16 protein-coding genes are annotated in these 17,127 nt (G+C 70.7%); 8 read left to right on the forward strand and 8 right to left on the reverse strand.

What is annotated here, in order from left to right; genetic code table 11:
• Window positions 1-336: 336 nt before the first annotated feature.
• Entirely contained in the window at window positions 337-819 is a 483-nt protein-coding gene (locus ACFW6B_RS18460; protein ID WP_003953493.1) for a CarD family transcriptional regulator, read from the reverse strand.
• Between the two features lie 871 nt (window positions 820-1,690).
• Here ACFW6B_RS18460 and ACFW6B_RS18465 point away from each other — a divergent pair.
• Window positions 1,691-2,347: a DUF461 domain-containing protein gene (locus tag ACFW6B_RS18465; RefSeq protein ID WP_386597244.1), complete on the forward strand. Its 657-nt coding sequence runs from the start codon at window positions 1,691-1,693 to the stop codon at window positions 2,345-2,347.
• Between the two features lie 184 nt (window positions 2,348-2,531).
• On the opposite strand, the gene ACFW6B_RS18470 is transcribed toward ACFW6B_RS18465, so the two are convergent.
• Together ACFW6B_RS18470 and ACFW6B_RS18475 are read right to left on the reverse strand one after the other, a co-directional pair.
• Complete coding sequence (locus tag ACFW6B_RS18470) at window positions 2,532-3,212, reverse strand: response regulator transcription factor (protein ID WP_037622332.1); 681 nt, start codon at window positions 3,210-3,212, stop codon at window positions 2,532-2,534.
• Complete coding sequence (locus ACFW6B_RS18475) at window positions 3,209-4,486, reverse strand: sensor histidine kinase (RefSeq protein WP_386597247.1); 1,278 nt, start codon at window positions 4,484-4,486, stop codon at window positions 3,209-3,211. The genes ACFW6B_RS18470 and ACFW6B_RS18475 overlap by 4 nt, the downstream gene beginning before the upstream one ends.
• Window positions 4,487-4,735: 249 nt before the next feature.
• On the opposite strand from ACFW6B_RS18475, the gene phoU reads away from it, so the two are divergent.
• Both phoU and ACFW6B_RS18485 read left to right on the forward strand, forming a co-directional pair.
• Window positions 4,736-5,425, forward strand: coding sequence for a phosphate signaling complex protein PhoU (gene phoU / locus ACFW6B_RS18480; RefSeq protein WP_386597249.1), 690 nt, complete (start codon window positions 4,736-4,738; stop codon window positions 5,423-5,425).
• 267 nt (window positions 5,426-5,692) lie between these two features.
• Complete coding sequence (locus ACFW6B_RS18485) at window positions 5,693-5,845, forward strand: hypothetical protein (RefSeq protein ID WP_328451008.1); 153 nt, start codon at window positions 5,693-5,695, stop codon at window positions 5,843-5,845.
• A 91-nt stretch (window positions 5,846-5,936) separates the two neighbouring features.
• Here the strand turns inward: ACFW6B_RS18485 and ACFW6B_RS18490 are convergent, their stop codons facing one another.
• On the reverse strand, window positions 5,937-6,518 hold the full coding sequence (locus ACFW6B_RS18490; RefSeq protein ID WP_386597251.1) for a calcium-binding protein: 582 nt from the start codon (window positions 6,516-6,518) through the stop codon (window positions 5,937-5,939).
• Between the two features lie 226 nt (window positions 6,519-6,744).
• Between ACFW6B_RS18490 and ACFW6B_RS18495 the strand changes: the two genes are divergently transcribed.
• Both ACFW6B_RS18495 and ACFW6B_RS18500 read left to right on the forward strand, forming a co-directional pair.
• Window positions 6,745-10,416 carry an AAA family ATPase gene (locus tag ACFW6B_RS18495; protein ID WP_386597254.1) on the forward strand — a complete coding sequence of 1,224 codons (3,672 nt, stop codon included), beginning with the start codon at window positions 6,745-6,747 and terminating at the stop codon, window positions 10,414-10,416.
• Between the two features lie 168 nt (window positions 10,417-10,584).
• Window positions 10,585-11,118: a hypothetical protein gene (locus ACFW6B_RS18500; RefSeq protein ID WP_386597256.1), complete on the forward strand. Its 534-nt coding sequence runs from the start codon at window positions 10,585-10,587 to the stop codon at window positions 11,116-11,118.
• Between the two features lie 29 nt (window positions 11,119-11,147).
• Here ACFW6B_RS18500 and ACFW6B_RS18505 read toward each other — a convergent pair whose 3' ends face one another.
• Entirely contained in the window at window positions 11,148-11,621 is a 474-nt protein-coding gene (locus tag ACFW6B_RS18505; protein ID WP_386597258.1) for a hypothetical protein, read from the reverse strand.
• Between the two features lie 600 nt (window positions 11,622-12,221).
• Here ACFW6B_RS18505 and ACFW6B_RS18510 point away from each other — a divergent pair.
• Together ACFW6B_RS18510 and ACFW6B_RS18515 are read left to right on the forward strand one after the other, a co-directional pair.
• Window positions 12,222-13,319: a glycosyltransferase gene (locus ACFW6B_RS18510; RefSeq protein WP_386597261.1), complete on the forward strand. Its 1,098-nt coding sequence runs from the start codon at window positions 12,222-12,224 to the stop codon at window positions 13,317-13,319.
• A 129-nt stretch (window positions 13,320-13,448) separates the two neighbouring features.
• Window positions 13,449-13,634 (forward strand): hypothetical protein, encoded by a 186-nt coding sequence (locus ACFW6B_RS18515; RefSeq protein WP_386597263.1) that lies wholly within the window; start codon window positions 13,449-13,451, stop codon window positions 13,632-13,634.
• 124 nt (window positions 13,635-13,758) lie between these two features.
• On the opposite strand, the gene ACFW6B_RS18520 is transcribed toward ACFW6B_RS18515, so the two are convergent.
• A complete protein-coding gene (locus tag ACFW6B_RS18520; protein WP_386597265.1) occupies window positions 13,759-14,730 on the reverse strand; it encodes an SGNH/GDSL hydrolase family protein in 972 nt (323 codons plus the stop codon).
• A gap of 222 nt (window positions 14,731-14,952) precedes the next feature.
• On the opposite strand from ACFW6B_RS18520, the gene ACFW6B_RS18525 reads away from it, so the two are divergent.
• Window positions 14,953-15,510: a hypothetical protein gene (locus tag ACFW6B_RS18525; protein ID WP_386597267.1), complete on the forward strand. Its 558-nt coding sequence runs from the start codon at window positions 14,953-14,955 to the stop codon at window positions 15,508-15,510.
• Window positions 15,511-15,880: 370 nt separating this feature from the next.
• Here ACFW6B_RS18525 and ACFW6B_RS18530 read toward each other — a convergent pair whose 3' ends face one another.
• Window positions 15,881-16,195, reverse strand: a complete 315-nt coding sequence (locus tag ACFW6B_RS18530) for a hypothetical protein (RefSeq protein WP_386597269.1) — start codon at window positions 16,193-16,195, stop codon at window positions 15,881-15,883.
• Window positions 16,196-16,349: 154 nt separating this feature from the next.
• Window positions 16,350-17,111: a phosphoglyceromutase gene (locus ACFW6B_RS18535; protein WP_386597271.1), complete on the reverse strand. Its 762-nt coding sequence runs from the start codon at window positions 17,109-17,111 to the stop codon at window positions 16,350-16,352.
• Window positions 17,112-17,127 lie beyond the last annotated feature (16 nt).

A 17,127-nucleotide genomic window follows, 5' to 3' on the forward strand; every position in this document is an offset into this window, starting at 1 on the left:
GTGTGCTCGACCGGGATGGGTATGGCCTGGGGGTACCCCCTGCCCGGAGAGCTGGGGGAGCGCCGGGCGCGACGTCTTGACCGGACCCTTCCGTGACATCCGGTCAAGTCGACCGCCCGGGTCGGCACCCAAGTATCGGTCACGCCGGTATACCGCGGGAAAGCCGACGCCGGGTGAACGGCCGGTTTACCGAATGGGTGCGGGTACGAACATGCCGCAGCGCCCGGCGACAGCAATATGGCAATTGCGTCATCGGGCACCGCGGCATTTCATTGCGCTGCTGCGCGGGCTTGGGCGTACGTCAAGACGGCTCGCGCCTCGGCGACTGAGCCGGCGTCAGGACGCGAGCACCTCGTCGAGCAGGGCCTCGGCCTTGTCCTCGTTGGTGTTCTCCGCGAGGGCGAGCTCGCTCACCAGGATCTGGCGCGCCTTGGCGAGCATGCGCTTCTCACCTGCGGAGAGTCCGCGCTCGCGCTCACGACGCCACAGGTCACGCACGACTTCCGCGACCTTGATGACATCGCCGGAGGCGAGCTTCTCCAGATTTGCCTTGTAGCGACGCGACCAGTTCGTGGGCTCCTCGGCGTACGGCGCGCGCAGCACCTCGAAGACCCGGTCCAGCCCGTCCTGACCGACCACATCACGCACGCCGACGAACTCCGCATTGTCCGCTGGCACACGTACCGTCAGGTCACCCTGGGCGACCTTCAGCACCAAGTAGGTCTTGTCCACGCCTTTGATCTGGCGAGTTTCGATGGCCTCGATCAGCGCGGCCCCGTGATGGGGATAGACCACGGTGTCGCCAACCTTGAACGTCATGTGACAGGTACCCCTTCCGTGGCTATCCAGAGTAACACGGAAACGGCGTCTTCTGAATGGCGTTTTCGCAGGTCAGGGCATATCTCGGGGCTTGACAACCGCAACAGGAACGTGCTGCGGGGGGCGAACGGAAGAGGGTATTCGCAGGTGGGAGCCGCTGCCCAGGCGAAGTGAAACGCGCACGTTACACCCACCCGGAGCCCGCCCGCAGGGTCCGAACATCCCGTTTTGTCCTGCTCCAGGAGTGCGAGTTCCGCTACTCCGTTCGGCGTGCGGAGCCGAGTACGAGACGAATCCGGAATTGATCAAGACGTTCGATGATCACGCGCTCAACGGCCCTGGATGACACGGTGATCCTTTTCCCGGAGAGCCGGGCATTCATTCCGCGAAATGCGCGAGCCTAAGTCCGCGGAACTTATGCGAATGGCGGGCGGGCACGCGATCAAAGCGCGGGCGCGTCGCCGGAGCACGGCGTGTCGGACGGGCCGCCAGGGCGCACACCCGGCGCGCCGAAGCCCCCGGTCGCACACCGCCCGCGCCCGCCCGCCCCTACCCGCCGCCCCCACCCGGACGCGCCCCCGAACCGTCCGCCCCAGGCCGCTCCGAGCCACCCCTGACCGCCCCTGGCCGCCCCCGGCGATCCGGGCCCGAGCGTCCCGGGCGGATCGGTCCGGAGGGATTCCGGGCGAGCCGGCCGGGGCGGCCCCGCGCACCCCTTGTTTCCTCCGGGTGAGCAAAGTCGGCGGCTTGGGGAGGGTCGGGTGCGGTCGGGCGGGAACGGATCGGTAACCTAAGGCCGCTGACAGACCCTTAGGGCGGCTTTACACAGAGGTCGTCCCCCTTCGCCCACGTTCAAGGAGTTGCCGCCGCCGTGAGCAGCAGCCTTCGACGCGGCTCTCTCGCCGCCGCCGCCATCGCCTTCTCGATCGCCTCGCTCGCCGCGTGCGGCGCCGGCAACGACGCCCAGACGCAGCAGATCAAGCCGGACAACGCGGCCACCTCCGTGGGTGTCGTCAAGGTGCAGAACGCGCTCGTCATCACCCAGCCCGACGTCGAGGCCACCGGCCCGGCGGTCGTCTCCGCGACGCTGTACAACAACGGCACCACCGCGCAGACCGTCGACTCGATCAGCGTCGAGGGCGAGGGCACCGCCCAGATCAAGGCCGCCGACGGCAAGGGCGCGCTGACCGTCCCGGCCGGTGGCTCGGTCGTCATCGGCGGCAAGGGCAACGCCTCCGCGGTGCTGTCCAGCCCGTCCGAGACCGTCCTGAACGGCAGCGTCCAGAAGGTGACCTTCGCCTTCAGCGAGACCGGTGACGTGAGCCTGTCCGCCTTCGTCGTCCCGGCCGAGAGCTACTTCTCCGAGTGGGGCCCGAGCGAGATCCCGTCGGCTCCGGCCACCACCTCGCCGGCGGCCTCGCCGTCCGAGTCGGTCTCGGGCTCCCCGTCCCCGTCCGTCTCGGAGTCCGCGTCGGGCGAGGCCGACACGACCGCGACGGCCACCGCGTCGGAGTCCGCCGAGCAGTGACGCCGGACGCGTGCCGGCACCTCGGGCCGGTCCCCGGCCCGAGGCCGTACGCGCGCGGCAGACAGCACGCCGAAGGGCGGGACCCTGGAGAGGGTCCCGCCCTTCGGCGTGCCTCCGTGCTCGTACCGCGGTGTCCCGCCGCCGCGCGTACCGTCGTGTCCTGCCGCCGGGTGACGGGGCCGGTCTACGGCTCGAACTTGTACCCGAGACCGCGGACCGTCACCAGGTAGCGGGGCGCGCCCGGGTCCGGCTCGATCTTCGCGCGCAGGCGCTTGACGTGGACGTCGAGGGTCTTGGTGTCACCCACGTAGTCGGCGCCCCAGACCCGGTCGATGAGCTGCATCCGGGTCAGCACGCGGCCCGCGTTGCGCAGCAGCATCTCCAGGAGGTCGAACTCCTTCAGCGGGAGGTCGACCTTGCCGCCGGAGACGGTGACCACGTGGCGGTCGACGTCCATCCGGACGGGTCCGGCCTCCAGGGCGGCCGGCGCGACCTCCTCCGGCTCCCCGCGGCGGCGCAGGACCGCCCGGATACGGGCGACCAGCTCACGCGAGGAGAAGGGCTTGGTCACGTAGTCGTCGGCTCCTATTTCGAGTCCGACGACCTTGTCGATCTCGCTGTCCTTGGCGGTGACCATGATCACCGGGACGTTGGAGCGGCCACGCAGCTGACGGCAGACCTCGGTGCCGGGCAGCCCCGGCAGCATCAGGTCGAGGAGGACGAGGTCGGCGCCGTTGCGCTCGAACTCGTCGAGGCCGTCGGGCCCGGTGGTCGCGATGGCGACCTCGAAGCCCTCCTTGCGAAGCATGTACGACAGGGCGTCGGAGAACGACTCCTCGTCCTCGACGACGAGCACACGGGTCACGGAAGGACCTCCGGGGCAGGAAGCGGTTCGTACGGGGATGTGACGGTGGTCGTCCCGTCGGGCTGCCCGGTCTCGTCCTCTTCGCCGAGTCCGGGCATGTGGTGATCGGTGACGCGCTCGCGGGCCGCACTCGCCTCCGGCAGCCGCAGGGTGAACGTGGAGCCCTGACCCTCGGAGCTCCACACCGTGACCTCCCCGCCGTGCGAGGCGGCCACGTGCTTGACGATCGCCAGCCCGAGGCCCGTACCGCCGGTGGCACGGGAGCGGGCGGGATCGACACGGTAGAAGCGCTCGAAGATGCGCTCCTTGTCCTTGTCCGAGATGCCGATGCCCTGGTCGGTCACGGCGATCTCGATGTGTTCCCCGCCGGGTGCCGTGACCCGGCGGGCGGCTATCCCGACGCGGGTGCGGGCCGGCGAGTAGTTGACGGCGTTCTCCACGAGGTTGCCGAGGGCCGCGGCGAGCTGGCCCCGGTTCCCCCACAGGCTCAGGTCGGCGGTGCCGCCGGCGGCCATGGTGATCTGCTTCGTGCCGGCCTGGTGGCGGCAGCGGTCGATCGCCTCGGCGACCAGCTCGTCGACCCGGACCGGCTCGGCGTCCTCCAGCGGGTCGTCGTTCTGCACCCTCGACAGGTCGATGAGCTCCTGCACGAGGTTGGTGAGCCGGGTGGCCTCTATCTGCATGCGTCCGGCGAAGCGCTCGACGGCCTCCGGGTCGTCCGAGGCGTCCATGACGGCCTCGGAGAGAAGGGAGAGCGCTCCGACGGGGGTCTTCAGCTCATGGCTCACGTTCGCGACGAAGTCCCGCCGCACCGCCTCGATGCGGCGCGCCTCCGTCAGGTCCTCCACGAGGAGGAGGACGAGCCTGGATCCGAGCGGAGCCACTCTCGCGGAGACGGCGAGGGCCTCTCCCCGTCCCGTGCCCCTCCTCGGCAGGTCCAGCTCCACCTGACGTATCTCCCCGTCACGACGGGTGTCACGCGCCATGTGGAGCATCGGTTCGACGGCCAGCTTGCCGCCGCGCACCAGTCCGAGGGCGTACGCCGCCGAGCTGGCCTTGACCACGGCGTCCGCCTCGTCGAGCACGACCGCCGATGACCTGAGTACGGACAGCACCGTGTCGACACCGGGCGGAAGCACGGCGTCCGTGTGCAGGGAGGTACGGGTGGGGCGTTTCTGGTCGCGCTCGCTCCATCGGAACGCCAGCATGGCGATGACGCCGGTGAGCACTCCGGCGATCGCTGCCGCTGCGGCGACCGCCGCGTTCACGTCCATGCCCCCAGGTTAGGCATGCCGTCCGTCCCGGCCACAGCCATGCGAGCGCGAGCTCGAACACTCGTCGCCCAGAGTTCACCCAGGAGCCAGGGCTGATTCACTTGAGATGTCGGAAACGGACGCGTACGGGCCCGAACGTGGGAGCGTGGGGTTCCTGGGTCCCCCGGCTGCCGGCCGGCGGCCGGAACGGCCAGGGCCCGGACCCCGGACCCCGGACCCCGAAGGCAGACGTACGAGAGGGACGACCACATGCGTGACGCGTATCACGAGGAACTTGACTCGATCGGCGACGGCCTGGTCGAGATGGCCCGGCTCGTCGGGTCGGCGATCGGGCGCGCCACGACGGCCATCCTCGATTCCGACCTCAAGCTGGCCGAGAGCGTGATCGCCGCCGACCAGAGGGTCGACGACCTCCAGCACGAGCTGGAGGCCCGCGCGATAGCCCTGCTGGCCCGCCAGCAGCCGGTCGCGACGGACCTCCGCATCGTCGTCACCTCGCTGCGGATGTCGGCCGACCTGGAGCGCTCCGGCGACCTGGCCCAGCACGTGGCCAAGCTGGCCCGGCTGCGCTTCCCCGAGCGCGCGGTCCCGCACGACCTGCACGCCACGATCCTGGAGATGGGCCAGCTCGCCCAGCGCCTGATGGCCAAGGCCGCCGAGGTCATCATCACCAAGGACGTCGACCTGGCGATGCAGCTGGAGCAGGACGACGACGAGATGGACCTCCTGCACCGCACGCTCTTCCAGCACCTGCTGGACGACAAGTGGCAGCACGGCATCGAGACCGCCGTCGACGTGACCCTCCTCGGCCGCTACTACGAGCGCTTCGCCGACCACGCCGTCTCGGTCGCCAAGCGGGTCGTCTACCTGGTCACGGGCGAACACGCCGACGAACTCCAGTCGGACATCCAGCCGGTCACGGGGACGGAGAGCGCGTAGCCCTCGCCGGGCGGGGACCGGGGGAGCGCCCAGCCCCACCGGGCGCCTGCCCGAGGGCCGGCCCGCCCGGGCCGGCCCTCGGGCAGGGGCGGCTCGCGGGCGGGGTCGCGTGACCTGGTTCCGGGCCGCCCCGCGCGGAATCCGCGCCCCGGGCGCGTAAGACGCCTCAGTGCGCCGTTGATGCGCCCGCCGGGCTGGGCATGAGATGGGCGACAGGAGCCGTGCGGCGCGGTGTGCGCCGACGCCCCGTGCCTGAAGGAGGGACCCATGGCCGAATCCCCCAGCACGCCCGACCCGACCCAGGACCGCGACACCCAACAGCCCGCCGAGATCAAGAACCTCCCTTTGTTCGGCGCCTGCGGCTGCGGCTCAGGCTGCGGCTGCGGCTGCCAGTCGGGCAATCCCTGCCAGTGCGGCTGATCACGTACGTACGTCACGAGGGGTCCCGTCATGGCGACGGGACCCCTCGTCCGCTCCGTGCGGTGACGGTCGGCGCGGTGGCGGCGGGCGCCTACCGGACGTCGACGAAGTCCCCGGCGGCCTTGGCGCTGAACGTCCCGGTCGTGCTCGACGTGGTGTATCCGAGGGACTGGTAGTAGTCGGTGCCCGGCGTCCGGAACTCCGGATAGCCGCGCTGGCCCGCGTAACCGCGGTAGTCGTGGGTGTCCCGGTTCGCCCGGGAGAGCTTGCCGGTGACGGTGAGGGCACTGCCCTTCTTGACCGGCTCGGGAGCGGCGTTGGCCGTCAGCTTGGAGAACCGCTTCATGAAGAAGGTGGTGTACCCCTCCGTCTTCACGTAGTCCCCGTCCTCGGCGTGGACGTCGACGGCCACCTTCCAGATGCCGGCCAGCGAGTCGTGGAGGTCGCGCCCGGGGTTGACCGTGAAGTGCTTCGTGCACACGGAACTCGTGCCGGAGGCCGTGCAGCTCGGTGCCGCCCCGGTGCTCTTCAGGACGGCGTCGGCCTCGGCCAGGGTCGAGCCGTGAAAGAGCGTGAAGTCCGCGACGGTGATTCCCGAGTTGTCGCTCGCCTCCAGTTGGACGGTGATCGTCCTGGAATCGGTGATGCCGAGAACGACATCGTCCCCGGACACGGCCCTGACGCGCCGACAGATGCGCCCCGGAGGAGAGCAGACGGGCTCGGACGGGATCCCCATGGACCAGATGTGTTCGATTTAGGCGGCTATACGCTCGATTATGGTGCCGTTGTTTGATTGACCGTGGTCCGACCGGCGAACTCTGCTACCTCTGGGACAGGGGAGGCGGGCCCTAGGGCCTGTCCCGCGGCGGCGCGAAGGACGCCGTCAGGAGGGGACACACGTGAGCACGACACCATCGCGGGACGCGGTCATCGCCGTCGAACAGAAGGCCGTGGACCGCGCCTACGACTGCTACGAGGCCCGGCTCGCGGAGATGACGTCGCCGTCGGCGGCCACGGCCTCCGCGAGCGGCAAGGACGGCATCGCGGTCCGCGAGAAGGCGGAGAGCGCGGCGGAGGAGTACGGCGGTCTCGGGGGCGAGGCCCTGGTCATCAGCCGTGTCGACGTCCAGGAGGCGGGCGACGCCGAGCCGGAGACGTTCTACGTCGGACGGCGCCACGTCTTCGACACCGAGACCCGCGACCAGGTGGTGGTCTCCTGGACGAACCCGATCGCCGTGAGCTGGCACAACGCCCTGCCGGAGACACCGGGCGACGTGCTCCTGAGGCGCCGGTTACGCTGCGCCGGGCGCCTGGTCGAGGACTTCCTGGACGAGATCACTCCAGTCCCGGACCCGTACGCGCACCCGCCGGGGGCCGCCTCGCCGCCGGATCCCACGGCCGACCCCGCCGCGCCCGAAGCCCCGGACCTCCTGGAACCGCCCGCCGGAGGCCGCCACGCAAGGCCGCCCGCGATCCCCTCGCCCCGTCGGCCCACGGGCAGGCGCCGTCAGAAGCCGCAGACGGTCGACGAGCTCCTCCTGCGTGAGCTGCGCCGGTCCCGCAGCGGCCGGATGCGCGACATCGTCGAGACGATCAGGCGTGACCAGATGGCGCTGGTCACCGGCTCCCCCGCGGACATCCTCGTCGTCCAGGGCGGACCCGGCACCGGAAAGTCCGCGGTCGGCCTGCACCGGGTGACCTGGCTGGTCAACAACGACCACTTCCGCGCCCAGGACATCCTGGTCGTGGGCCCGCACCAGAACTTCCTGCAGTACGTGGGGCGCGTACTGCCGACCCTCGGCACCCGCAACGTCACCGCCGTGCAGCTCGCCCGCCTCTGGGAGGGGGAGGTCCGGGGCGCGGACTCCGCCGCCGCGCGGCTGGTGAAGTCCGACGAGCGGATGGCGGCCGTACTGCGCAGGCGCGTGGAGGGCGAGTGCCGGCCCGAAGCCCTCGACACCGTCGTCTCCGCGCCCTCCCACGCCCAGGACGAACCGGCCTTCGTCGTGGTCGTGGGCGGCACGTCCCTGCGTCTGCCGCGCTCGGAGGTGCTCGCTCTCCTCCGGGACACCCGCGAGGGAACCGAGCACTACCGGACGCGCAGGGACCGGTTCCGCACCCTGCTGGTGGACCGGCTGCTGGGCGAACTCGTACGCGTCGCCCCGTCCCGGGGCAGGGACGCGACCGTGCGCCGCGACCTGGAGCGCAACCGGCAGGTCACCACGCTCGTGGAGCGCGTCTGGCCCGCGCTGAGCCCCGAGGAGGCACTGCGCGGACTGCTCAATTCCCCCGCCAGGCTGCGCGAATGCGCCGACGGGATCCTCGACGAGGCGGAACAGGCCTGTCTGCAACGGCAGAAGTCCGACAGCGCCGCCGAAGAGCCTTGGACACAGGACGACTTGGTGTGCCTGGAGGAGCTGCGCTTCCTCATAGCGGGCGAGAGCCCGCGGCGGTACCGGCACATCGTGGTCGACGAGGCACAGGACCTCACCCCGATGCAGGCGAGGTCCCTGCGCAGACGGTGTCCGACCGGCTCGATGACCGTGCTCGGCGACCTGGCCCAGGCCACCGGACCGCATTCCTACACCAGTTGGAAACGGCTGGGCGGAATCCTGTCCGGCCAGGGGGAGTGGCGCGTGGCCGAGCTGAACACCAGCTACCGCGTCCCCGCGGAGATCATGGAGTTCGTGGCGCCGCTGGCCCGGGCCATCGCCCCCTCCCTGCCCTACCCGACGGCCGTACGACAGGGCGACGACGGGGCCGTACGGCTCGTCCCCACGACCCCCTGGGAACTGCTGGACGACGCGGCGGCCCGTACGGCGCTCCTCGCGGGCACGCACGACGGCCGCACCCCGCGGTCGATCGCCGTCATCGTCCCCGACGACTCCGACTGGACGGCGGAGGTCCGCCGACGCGTCGACCTCATGGACGGCATGACCGAGGAGACCTCGCGGACCGTGTCCGTGCTGCCCGCCGCCCAGGCCAAGGGCATGGAGTTCGACCACGTCCTGGTGCTGGAGCCGACGGCCGTCGCCGAGCGGGGTCCGGCGGGGCTGCGCCAGTTGTACGTCGCCCTGTCCCGCAGCACCCAGACGCTGACGGTCCTGCACACGACACCGCTGCCGCCCGAACTCGGCACTCCGGCGGACGACACGGGCGGTGACACCACGTCCGCGTACGCCTACCTGGCAACCGTGGTGACACCGTCGGAGCGTGGTGCGGAGACTGGCGGGCACCCCACCCGCGCCGGTGCCCCGGTCGGGTCCACCGGGGACGGCTCCACCGGCTCCACCGGTTCCTTCGGTTCCTTCGGTTCCTTCGGTTCCTTCGGTTCCGTCGGTGACGACCTGCCGGTCGGCACCCCCGTGGAGGTACGGGTGCTCGGCCCCGGACCGGGTTCCCACCTGAAGGTGAAGGTCCTCGCACCCGCCACCGAGCGGACCGTCCTCCTCGTACCGCGCCACGGCGAACCCACCCCGGCCACGGGCTCCCGGCTGGACGGCTGGGTGACCCGGAACGAAGGCCAGCTGAGCCTGGTGTCGGCCGGCGACTTCGGCCGTCGGCCCATCTCCTCCCGGATGGCCCCCCGTTACGAGGCCGCGCTCGGCGTCCTGCGGGACATCGCGCACGGCGACGGTGCGGCCCCGCCGGAGACGGCGGCCCTGCTCTCCGAGCTGAAGGGCATGGCCACCCGCTGTCTGAGGCGCGACCGGGTCGACTGGCTGGGCGTCTGGCGTCTGCTGGGGTCCGCCGACCGCGACCGGCTGAACGACCTGGCGGACCTCGCCCGGCGCACCCGGCAGGCGATCGGCTCGGACGCTCCCGGCCTGCGGGCCGCCCTCGCGGACGACCCGGCGTTCCGTCACTGGGCCGACGCTCTCGACCGGGCCCGCGACGAACTCCACCACCGGATCCACACCGGCCCGGAAACGGGAACACCACCCGAGCCCGGCCCTCGGACGGAGACCGGGACGGAGACCGGGACGCCGGCCGAGACCGGGACGCCGACGGAAGCGGCACCCCTCGTGACGATCACGCCCCCACCCGCCGAGCCACGCGGAACACTCGAACAGAAGGACACCGACCCCATGGACACTGCCGCTCTCCTGGAAACCGAGCCCGTCACCGCCCCGTCCGAGGAACGGACGGCGTGGAGCGAGGCACTCGCGCGACGGGTGGACGTCGAGGCCCAGGCCGACCGGGACTGCAACACGCACGAGGCCGTGCGCTACGAACTGAAGGCCGCGCTCCTGCGGGCGGGACTACGGCCCTCGGACTCCCGGGTCTCCGACGCGACGCTGGAGGGCCCGGACGGCTTCGTCCGCTACGAGGTGCTCGGCGCCGACCGTTGCCACTACCCGCAGTTGCGCGCCGGGGCCGCCCGCCTCATGGAGCTCGACCGGGTGGAAACGCGCACCGCGGACGCCCGGTACCTGGTCCTGTCCGAGCCGCCTATGGAGGACTGGGCTCCCGACGCGATCCGGGAGGCCTTCGGCGTGCACGTCGTGTGGCGGACCGAGGCGGGCTGGCACGGCCCGGCCGCACGAACCGCCCTGCGCCTGACCGATTGACGGGTCGAAGCGGTTGAGCCGCTGTACTGCTGAGCTGCTGAGCGACGCGACGACGGATTGACCGCGACCCACCCCACCGGTTGACTGGATGCCGGGAGGCACCCGCCCCCGGCATCCAACCCAGGGAACGCCCGCCCAGAACCCTCTCCTCTCCCCCCATGGAACACGGTGGACCGCCCGATCCTCTTCCTCGACGTCGACGGACCCCTCATCCCGTTCGGTCCTTCGTCCGCCCGCCACGAGGTCTCCGGCCCCGGACCGGACCGCGGCGAACCGTCACCCGGCCGGGGAAACCCGCTGCTGGGACGGCTCGACCCGGCCGTGGGCCCGTCCCTGACGGCACTGGGGTGCGATCTGGTGTGGGCCACGACGTGGATGGCGGAGGCGAACGAATCCGTCGGCCCGCTGATCGGACTGCCCCCGCTACCTGTGGTGGAGTGGCCCGAGAGCGCCGAAGCGGGGCCGCGGGGCCTGCACTGGAAGACCCCCGCCCTCGTCGAACGGGCCGGCGGCCGTCCGTTCATCTGGGTCGACGACGAGATCGGCGCCGTGGACCGCCTGTGGGTCGCCGCGCAGTACGAGGGCCCCTCGCTGCTGCACCGCGTCGACCCGTCCAAGGGCCTGACCGAGGACGACTTCTCCGCGCTCGCCGACTGGCTCCGCACCGTCGTACCGGCCCGCTCCCCCGAAGCGAACGGATAGCCCCGGGCCGACCGGCGTCCGGTCCCGCCCTACTCCAACTGCTCGCGCACGACGTCCAGGAACGCCCTTCGGCTGGGCCGGATGTACGCCCAGACCCTCTCGTCCCGCGGCTCCCCCGGATCGGTGGGACCCTTCCTGATCACGTCCTGGACGTCGTACGCCAGATCACGCGCCGCGTCGTTCACCTCCGACGCGCACAGCATGTGGATCGTCTTCTGCGCGACCCACATCCGGTCGATGGACTGCTTCGCCCGCGCCTGCCACTCCTCGTCGGCGAGATCGTGGTGATGGCGGTCCACGGCGACCCGCTCGGCCTCCTGCACCGCGGAGAGGAAGTCGATGAGGTGGGCGACGCGTTCGTTGCGCCGCGACTCGGCGCGTTCCCGGGCGCTCCGCCGCACCTCGGCCCGCTCCGAGGCGCGCCCCAGCGAGTACTGGGCCGCTGTCGACACGAGGCCGCCGAGCACAACACCGAGGAAAGAAACGAGGGTTGTCGAAGTCACGCCCCGACAGTGCCAACCGCGAGACAGCCCTCGCCCCCTTTTCGAATACCCCACACAAAAACCCGCCAAATACGGTAAAGCCAGCAAAGACCACAGAATCCGACCAGCCCCCTCCACTCGGCGGATTCCCGACCCTCCACCGCCCCCTCCACTTCCCAGGAGTGCGCACGGAAAGCGCGCGCCCCGCACTCGCCACCCAAACCCCCTCGCGCCCCACAACCCGCCACAAGGCACCCGCGCGCCCCTTCATCACCCTTCCGGGGCCGTAACCCGTGCCTCGACAATGGCCTTCTATGACCCCGCTCGTCGCAGCGGTGGCGTCTGCTTCGCGCCGGGGGAAACGGCATCGGGCAACCAGTGGACAAGAGACGGCTCGACCGCCGTCGAGGAAAGAAGCGGCAGCATGCCGCCTGGGGGCAACAGCACATCATGACCGACCACATGGCTGCCGCTGGGCGCCTGGACACAGCGGCGCGAGCGCCGTCAGGACCTTTGCCACCCGACGCGAGGTCTTTGTCGCCTGACGAGAGCCGCGATCGCGGCCGGCCCGACCAGGGGAACAAAGGTCGGCGCGGGCACGGTCACCACAGACGACGGCTGGTGACACGGGCGGCGGCCTCCGTGCTGGAGACCGCCGTGATCCTTCCCGCCCGCAACGAAGAGGCCGGCGTTCTGCTGGCGCTGGAATCACTGGCCGCGCAGACCACTCCGCCCGACCTGATCGTGGTGGTGGTCAACAACTCCTCCGACCGCACCGAGGAGTTCGCCCGCGAGTTCGCCGACCGCACGGGCGTGCCGCGCACCGTCGTCTTCAATCTGCCGGACAACCCGCACAAGAAGGCCGGTGCCCTCAACCACGGCATCGCCTGGCTGAACCGCTCGTCCGGCGGCCTCGCATCCGCCGCGAAGTACCTGCTGGTCATGGACGCCGACACCAGTCTGCACCCGAAGTTCCTGGAGCGGGCTCGCAACGTCATGGCCTCCGACCGGCGCGTGGGCGGCCTCAGCGCGACCTGCCTCGGCCGTACCGGCCTGTGGAAGAACCTCTGGCAGCGCTACCTGCTGGGCATGCAGATCATGGAGTACGGCCGCTACGCGCGGGGCCGCTACCGCATCGGCATCCACAGCATGTCGGGCGCCGGTTCCTTCTACCGCACCGAGGCGCTGCTGAGCATCCTGCGCTGGCGCGGCGAGGTGTTCTGGGAGGACCACGCCAACCTCGTGGAGGACTACGAGACGACCCTCGCCCTGAAGGAAGCGGGCTGGAAGGTCACGGCCAACCAGCACTGCATCGCCTACACCGACCTCATGCCCACCCTGCGGGAGCTGATCGGCCAGCGCGAGCGCTGGGGGCGCGGCACGGTCGACACCCTGCGCCGCCGCGGCTGGACGAAGCACACCTGGTTCTCCATCACCAGCATGGTGTTCGGCTTCGCCGGATTCCTCTACACCCTGGCCTGGCTGGCCACCTGGACCGGCGTGATCGCGAGCAGCGGCTTCGTGCTGGATCCGATCTGGCTGTGCCTGGTCGCCTTCTGGGCCGCGTACGCCGCCTTCCGCACCCGCCACCTCGGCTGGAAGGGCGTCCTGGTCGACGTCCTGATGCTGCCCGGCCTGGTCTTCGCCACCGTTCGCGCGTACTGGTTCGTCACCTCGGTGCTGAAGTCGTACGCCACCGGTGTCTCCGCCTGGAAGTGACCGGCGCACGGCCGCGCCGCCGGGAAGTGACCGGTGTGCGGCCGCGTCCGCGTCCGCACGCCCTCACCACCCGAATCACACGCCCCACCCCACCCACGCGACCGACAGGTCGCCGAGAGGAAGAACCTCATGAACTACCTGAACGGCACCGGCACCGGAATCGTCGCCGGAACCGCCTCCCTCGCGGCCACCGGTACGTCGTCGACGACCAGCCTCATCATCGCGGCCAGCCTCGCACTGGTGCTGGGCGGCCTGACGACCTACACCGCGGCCGCCCGCCGACGCCGCCGCGACGCCCACGCGGCCGGTCACTGAGCCGGAACCGTCGACCGCGGCAGCCCCCGGCCACTGGAGTGCGCCGGGGGCTGCCGCCGTGATCCGCGGACACCGGCCTCGCGGCAGCGCGTTGCGGGACCGACGGCGAGGTACCGCGCGCGGGTCAGCCCTTCGGGGCGATGGCGTTCAGCATCTCCGAGGTGACGTGGTCGGCGGCGTTGAGGTGGCCCTTGGCGTTGGGGTGCACGAGGGTCAGCTTGTTGTCGCTGTCGAGGATGCCCTCGACCCACTTGCCGGCGTCGCAGACGCTGTGGTTCTCGGTGGAGTCGTAGAGGTTGACGAAGCTGGCGGAGTCCTGGGTGCCGGCCGACTTCTCGATGGTCTTGTTGAGGGGTTCCAGGACGTCCTGGCGCAGCCAGTCCAGGTCACCGGAGGTGATCGAGAGGAACTGGTGGATGTCGTTGTACCGGCACTTGGAGGTGTCCTCGGGGATGATCGTGGGGTAGCCGACCGCCAGGATCTTGGCGTGCGGGCCCTTCTCGTGGAGCTTGGCGAGCATCTCGTCGTACTCGGTGCCGACCTTGGTCAGCCTGGCGGGGATGGAGGCGGCCAGTTCGTCCTTGCACGGCGTGCCCACGCCGCCGCTGCCCTGGCCCAGTTCCACGCACTTGAAGAGGAGATCGCCGAAGCCGAGGGTGTTACCGCCCACGCCGACGGTGATCACGTCGGTGCCGGACTTGACCGCGTCGGACTGCGGAGGCACCGGGGCGAAGGGGGACTCCGGGTCGGGGTTGCCCGGCACGCCACGGCCGGTCGGCACCTGCGCGTTGGAGGTGACGTCCTTGATCGTGGCGGCGCCGCAGCTGACGTTGGTCAGCTCGAAGAACGAGCCGAGGTCGCGGTCGATGACCTGGGGGTAGGACCGGTCGGTGCGCTCGCAGCCGTTCCGGGGGAATTCGAAGACGTCTCCGGCGGCCTGGATGACCCCGGCGGTGTAGGAGTCGCCCAGCGCGACCCAGTCGTAGTCCGCCGCGGCGGCGGGCTGCGCCCCGACGAGTTGTGCGGGAGCGAGGGCGCCGGCGGTGAGGGCCGCGGCCGAGCCGAGCAGGGTCAGACGCGTACGGAACCTTGCCACGAATCCTCCTGAAATATGCCTTTGGCATGTCTTTGCACTGGGAAGAATAGTTACTCAGCGCACCGAATCCCGTACAAAAAGTTACGTTTCGTGGAGTTTGAAGATATGTCCGCTCACGGCGGGAGCGTCCGGGAAGGGTCGGCCGACGAGGGCCCGGTCTCCTGTCCGAGGCGCGTGGAAACCGGGATGCCCCGGCCGTGCGCCACTGTGAGACTGGCCGCCGTGACGCGACCTGAACTCTCCGAACTCGACCACCTGCGAGAAATGGAACGGCTCGCCGGCGTGGTCGTGGGCGCCGCCTCGGCCGAGGGCTGGCTCTCGTACCAACCCGAAGCGGACGACGCGACGCCCCTGCGGCGGGCGGTGAACGCGCTGGCCCGGGAGCTTCGCCACTACCACTTCCCCGGGGACGGCTGCCTCGACGACGAGGCGGATCGCCCCGAGCTGAGGCTCGCGGGCGTGGTGATCCTGCGTCCCGGGGCGATGCCGGACGGCATGGAGGAGACCTATGAGGAGGCGTGCGCCCGTCTCGGGGTCGAGGCCCGGCCCGAGGGGTGGGCCCTGTGGAACACGTGGGGCGACGGGAAGCTCCGGGTGACGATGGTCGTCTCCGCGGTCGACACCACCGAGGGCCTGCTCGCGAACTGGTCGCGGGGCAGGGCCGTCCATCCGCTGACGCCGGTGCCGTCCCAGATCGCTCTCGTCCACCACGGCTGGGCCGCCCATATGGTCTTCTCTCCGCTCGGGGTGAAAAAGCTCGGGCTCGGCGGACAGCCGTGACATCGCGTCACCTCGACCGCCGGCCCTCCGCTCTCGGCCCGGCGGATCAGCGGCCCGGCCGATGCCCGGTGGCGTAGGCCGCGCAGGCCGGGCCGAGCACCCGAGCGGCCAGGGGAAGGCCCCTGGGCGCTCGTTCGCGGTGCGGGTCTTTCAGTAGGCGTAGGTGGTGTTGCCGCCCAGGGAGACCACCACGTCCTTGACGGCCGAGCCCTCCTTGAGGATCTTCACGGCGTCGTAGCGGGATTCGGTGCTGCCGTTGCCGAGCCGGCCGTATGAGCGACGGGCCTTCGGCGAGCCGGGGTCGGCCGGGGATCAAGCCGAGCGGTTCCGAGGACGCCCCGAGCGGGGGCGGGAGATGCGGACAGCCCCGTCAGTGGTGCGTGGCGCGGAACTGGTCCCAGAGCTCGAAGAACATCTCCATGGCCGGCCTGTCGGCCTGCTCGGCCGCTCGCTCGATCTCCGCCGCCCAGCCCAAAGCGCTCGCGTCGGGCATGCCGGGCCGGCTCCACAGCCACTCCTCGAAAGCGCCCCGGCTTCCGGGGCTCCAGAAGTCGAAGGGCTCTTCGATGCCGTGGATGCCCAAGGCGACCCGGTAGCCGAGCAGGATGGACTCCAGATGCCGCAAGGAGCTACGGCGTACCCACATGCCCGGACGCAGTCGCACTTCCTCCAGGAAGCCGTGCACATCGCCCAGTTCACCCAGCCGCCCGCCCGGCTCTCTCCGTCTCCGTCATACGGGCACCCTAGTGACGGTCCCCCTCTCCCGGAGACGGCCCCAACCCAGCGACAAGCCCCCTGCCCGCGAAGAAACCGCGGGCAGGGGGCTCGATCAGTTCGTGTTACTTCTTCTTGCCCTGGTTCTTGACCGCCTCGATCGCGGCCGCCGCCGCGTCCGGGTCGAGGTAGGTGCCGCCCGGGTTGAGGGGCTTGAAGTCGGCGTCCAGCTCGTAGGAGAGGGGGATGCCGGTGGGGATGTTCAGGCCCGCGATGTCGGCGTCGGAGATGCCGTCGAGGTGCTTGACCAGGGCGCGCAGCGAGTTGCCGTGGGCCGCGACCAGGACCGTACGGCCGGTCAGCAGGTCCGGGACGATGCCGTCGAACCAGTACGGGAGCATGCGGACGACGACGTCCTTCAGGCACTCCGTCTGCGGGCGCAGCTCCGGCGGCAGGGCCGCGTAGCGCGCGTCGTCGAACTGGGAGTACTCGGAGTCGCGGTCCAGCGGCGGCGGCGGGGTGTCGTACGAGCGGCGCCACAGCATGAACTGCTCCTCGCCGAACTCGGCGAGCGTCTGGGCCTTGTCCTTGCCCTGGAGGGCGCCGTAGTGACGCTCGTTCAGGCGCCAGCTGCGGTGGACCGGGATCCAGTGGCGGTCCGCGGCCTCGAGCGCGAGCTGCGCGGTGCGGATCGCGCGCTTCTGGAGCGAGGTGTGGACGACGTCGGGCAGCAGGCCGGCGTCCTTCAGCAGCTCACCGCCGCGGACTGCCTCCTTCTCGCCCTTCTCGTTGAGGTTGACGTCCACCCATCCGGTGAACAGGTTCTTCGCGTTCCATTCGCTCTCGCCGTGGCGGAGGAGGATCAGCTTGTACGGTGCGTCGGCCATGACTCCGAGCGTAATC

It is taken from the genome of Streptomyces sp. NPDC058751, assembly GCF_042746485.1.
In the GTDB taxonomy this organism is placed as follows: Bacteria; Actinomycetota; Actinomycetes; order Streptomycetales; family Streptomycetaceae; genus Streptomyces.

What these genes read in the sequence shown, in the direction of transcription:
- ACFW6B_RS18535 (WP_386597271.1), bottom strand. Translation starts at nt 17,111, where the DNA reads ATGGCCGACGCACCGTACAAGCTGATCCTCCTCCGCCACGGCGAGAGC.
- ACFW6B_RS18460 (WP_003953493.1), bottom strand. Translation starts at nt 819, where the DNA reads ATGACGTTCAAGGTTGGCGACACCGTGGTCTATCCCCATCACGGGGCC.
- ACFW6B_RS18515 (WP_386597263.1), top strand. Translation starts at nt 13,449, where the DNA reads ATGAACTACCTGAACGGCACCGGCACCGGAATCGTCGCCGGAACCGCC.
- ACFW6B_RS18485 (WP_328451008.1), top strand. Translation starts at nt 5,693, where the DNA reads ATGGCCGAATCCCCCAGCACGCCCGACCCGACCCAGGACCGCGACACC.
- ACFW6B_RS18475 (WP_386597247.1), bottom strand. Translation starts at nt 4,486, where the DNA reads ATGGACGTGAACGCGGCGGTCGCCGCAGCGGCAGCGATCGCCGGAGTG.
- phoU (WP_386597249.1), top strand. Translation starts at nt 4,736, where the DNA reads ATGCGTGACGCGTATCACGAGGAACTTGACTCGATCGGCGACGGCCTG.